This is a genomic window from Candidatus Atribacteria bacterium, assembly GCA_011056645.1.
Taxonomy (GTDB): Bacteria; Atribacterota; Phoenicimicrobiia; order Phoenicimicrobiales; family Phoenicimicrobiaceae; genus Sediminicultor; species Sediminicultor quartus.
In genome coordinates, this window is sequence record DSEL01000098.1 from 1 (window position 1) to 3,663 (window position 3,663).

The window sequence follows — 3,663 nt, forward strand, 5'->3', positions numbered from 1 at the left end:
AAATCTGTGGCAAAATATATGATGAAGCAAAAGAGTACTGATAAAATTGTAAATATATCATCGGTTATCGGATTGATCGGAAATATCGGACAGGTTAATTATGCTGCATCAAAAGCAGGGATAATAGGATTGACTAAATCGATCGCTAAAGAGCTTGCTGCCAGAAAAATAAACGTTAATGCTGTTGCGCCTGGATTTATCGAAACAGATATGACCAAGAAATTACCGGAAAAAGTGAGACAGGATCTACAACAGCATATTCCTTTAAAACGATTAGGCACTGTACAAGATATCGCTAAGGTGGTATATTTTTTAGTTTCTGATGCGGCAAATTATATTACCGGACAAGTAATAAACGTCGATGGTGGTATGGTAATGTGAAAGGAGGTGAAAGTTTAGAATGGAGTCAATGGATAAAATAAAAAAAATAATCGTAGATCAATTAGGAGTTGATGAAAGTAAAATTACAGAAGACTCTTCTTTTGTAGATGATTTAGGTGCAGATTCTTTAGATATAGTGGAACTAATAATGGCTTTCGAGGAAGAATTTGATCTAGAAATTCCAGATGAGGACGCTGAAAAAATTAAGACGGTCGGAGATGTGGTTAAATACTTAAGCAAATAAAAATATGACATAAATACGGTTAAGTATTTTTTTATTTTTTTAAAATTTAGTTCAAGAACAATAACAAGAAATAAAAATCAATCTTTATTAAATTAAGGGCCGGAGATTTCTCCGACCCTTAATTAAAATGTGTATTTAATGATGATGGAGAATAGAATTATGAAAAATAGAGTAGTCATTACCGGTTTAGGACCGGTAACTCCAGTAGGAATTGGGAAAGATCAATTTTGGCAATCCTTAATCCAAGGGAAAAGCGGTATTGATAGGATAAGTTATTTCGATACCGAAAAATATTCTACTAAAATTGCAGCGGAAGTAAAAGATTTCAATTGTACAAATTATTTATCTAATAAAGAAGCAAACAGAATGGATAAAAATACGCAATTTTCAATAGTTGCGGCAATGTTAGCACTCGAGGATTCTAAATTAAAAATTACTGAAAAAGATTCTTTTTTAACAGGAGTTATCATTGGTTCAGGTATAGGCGGTATTGATACTTTTGAAAAACAGCATAAAATATTACTTGAAAAAGGACCGGGGAGAGTAAGTCCTTTTTTCGTTCCCATGATGATTTCTAATATATCCGCAGGAGAGATAGCTATAAAAATCGGAGCTAAGGGACCTAATGGTGTTATTACTACTGCTTGTGCGTCATCCACGCATGCCCTGGGAATAGCCTTCAAACTTTTACAACAAGGAGATGCGCAAATAATTATTAGCGGAGGTACGGAAGCTGCAATTACTCCTATGGCTTTAGCCGGTTTTTGCCAGATGAGGGCATTATCTACCCAAAACGATCAACCTAAAAATGCTTCTAAACCCTTTGATAAGGAAAGAGATGGATTTGTTATAGGGGAAGGAGCTGGGATACTAATTCTAGAAACTATGCGGCACGCAAAAGAGCGAAACGCACCTATTTATGCCGAGATGCTTGGTGTCGGCATGACTGCTGATGCTTACCATATTACTGCTCCCGCACCTGAAGGAGTGGCGGCTGCCAAAGCTATCGAAATTGCTTTAAAAGATGCAGAAATAAACCCCTCCCAAATAGAATATATTAACGCTCATGGTACTTCTACTCCTTTAAATGATAAATTAGAAACCCTAATTATTAAAAAAATATTTGGTAATTATGCCTATGATTTAAAGATAAGTTCCAATAAATCGATGACTGGTCATCTTTTGGGAGCAAGCGGTGGAGTGGAAGCGATTTCTACTGTTCTTACCATAAAAAATGGTATAATTCCTCCTACAATAAATTACAATTCTCCCGATCCGGAGTGTGATTTAGATTACGTGCCTAATATAAGTGAAAAGAAAAGTTTGAATTATGCTATTTCCAATTCATTTGGCTTTGGCGGACATAACGGAGTTATTGTTTTAAGTAAATATGATGAAGATGAAGAAGTAGATACTCGTTAATCGTTAGTTAATAATTAATATTTACAATGAATAAATAATAAGGTGGAAGAAGTTTTTGAATAAAGAAATGGATTTATTATTATATAAATTAGAAGAAAAATTGGATTATAAATTTAAAAATAAAATTCTTATCAAAGAAGCTTTGACCCATCCTTCCTTCCCAAAAAAAAGTTTTAAAGGTAAGGTAACGAACAATCAAAGGTTGGAATTTTTAGGTGATTCTGTTTTAAATTTAATTGTTACCGGCTATCTTTATCGTAAATTAGCCTCTTCTTCGGAAGGTAAGCTTACTAAAATTAAATCGGTTATGGTTAGCAAAGATGTTTTAGCTAAATGGGCTGATCAACTTTCTTTGGGAAAATATATTATTTTGGGAAAAGGAGAAGATTCCACCGGAGGGAGAAATAAATTATCTATTCTAGCTGATTGTTTCGAGGCTTTATTAGGTGCCATATATTTAGATAGTGGCATCCAAAAAACAAAAAAAATACTCTCTTTATTTATAAAAAAAGAAATGGAACTGATTATGAAGGATAAACATGGGGGAGATTTTAAGACTTTACTGCAGGAAGTGTCTCAAAAAAAGCTGAAATGTTTACCCGAATATTATTTGGTCAAAGAAAAAGGTCCAGACCATAAAAAAATATTTTGTATTGAGGTAAAGCTGAATAAAACTACTTATGGAAATGGATCTGGTGAAAATAAAAAAGAAGCTGAGCAAAATGCCGCACAGGATGCCTTAAAAAAATTAAAAGTAATTAGATGAGGTAAAAGATTGTTTTTAAAAGAACTGGAAATTTATGGCTTTAAATCATTTGGAAAAAAAATAAAGTTATCATTCAATTCTGGTGTAACTGCCATTGTCGGTCCAAACGGTTGTGGTAAGAGTAATATAACCGATGCAGTTCGATGGATATTGGGCGAACAGAATATCCGGTCATTAAGGGGAAAACAACTTACAGACATTATATTTTCGGGGAATCACAAGGAAAAACCTTTAAACATAGCGGAAGTGTCGTTAACCGTTAATAATCATGAAAAGATTCTCTCGATAGATTGTGAAGAAATAAATATAAAAAGAAGGATTTATCGTTCTGGTGAGACCGAAAATTTTATTAATGGTATTTCCTGTAAATTAAAAGATATTCAAGAATTATTCATGAATACAGGGTTAGGTAAAAATACTTATTCCATCATTGCTCAGGGTGAAGTAGATCTTATTTTAAGTGCAAAACCATCTGAAAGACGTCATTTGTTTGAAGAGGCTGCCTCTATTTCCAAATACCGTTATGAAAAGAAAAAAACATTAGATAAAATAGAGGAAACCAGTAATAATCTAGATAAAATTAAGAATATAATTTCTGAAATAAGAACTCAATCACTGATTTTGGAAGAGGAAGCAAAACATTTAAAGAATTACAAAATATGCCAGGAAGAGATTAAAAATTTAGAACTATTTTTAATCTATCAAAAGTATAATTTATGCAGAACAAATTTATCCAGAATAAAAACAAATTTAAAAAAATACGAAAAAGAAAAAATCAAAATATCCCAAAAAATTGAAGAAGAAGAAGCAAATATTAACTCACTAAGCGCAGAGTTAACTAATATAAATA

At 32.4% G+C, this 3,663-nt stretch carries 5 protein-coding genes; all 5 read left to right on the plus strand.

Annotation, left to right across the window (positions count from 1 at the left end; translation table 11 throughout):
- The coding region (locus ENO17_04060) for an SDR family oxidoreductase (protein HER24209.1) at positions 1–381 on the plus strand (381 nt) is incomplete at its 5' end.
- A 19-nt stretch (positions 382–400) separates the two neighbouring features.
- The gene (locus tag ENO17_04065) at positions 401–625 is read left to right on the plus strand and encodes an acyl carrier protein (protein ID HER24210.1); all 225 of its coding nucleotides are present in this window, start codon (positions 401–403) and stop codon (positions 623–625) included.
- 159 nt (positions 626–784) lie between these two features.
- Positions 785–2,047, plus strand: coding sequence for a beta-ketoacyl-[acyl-carrier-protein] synthase II (fabF, locus tag ENO17_04070; protein ID HER24211.1), 1,263 nt, complete (start codon positions 785–787; stop codon positions 2,045–2,047).
- 67 nt (positions 2,048–2,114) lie between these two features.
- Complete coding sequence (gene rnc / locus ENO17_04075) at positions 2,115–2,813, plus strand: ribonuclease III (GenBank protein HER24212.1); 699 nt, start codon at positions 2,115–2,117, stop codon at positions 2,811–2,813.
- Between the two features lie 9 nt (positions 2,814–2,822).
- Positions 2,823–3,663, plus strand: an 841-nt coding sequence (locus ENO17_04080) for a chromosome segregation protein SMC (GenBank protein HER24213.1), incomplete at its 3' end; no start/stop codon positions are given.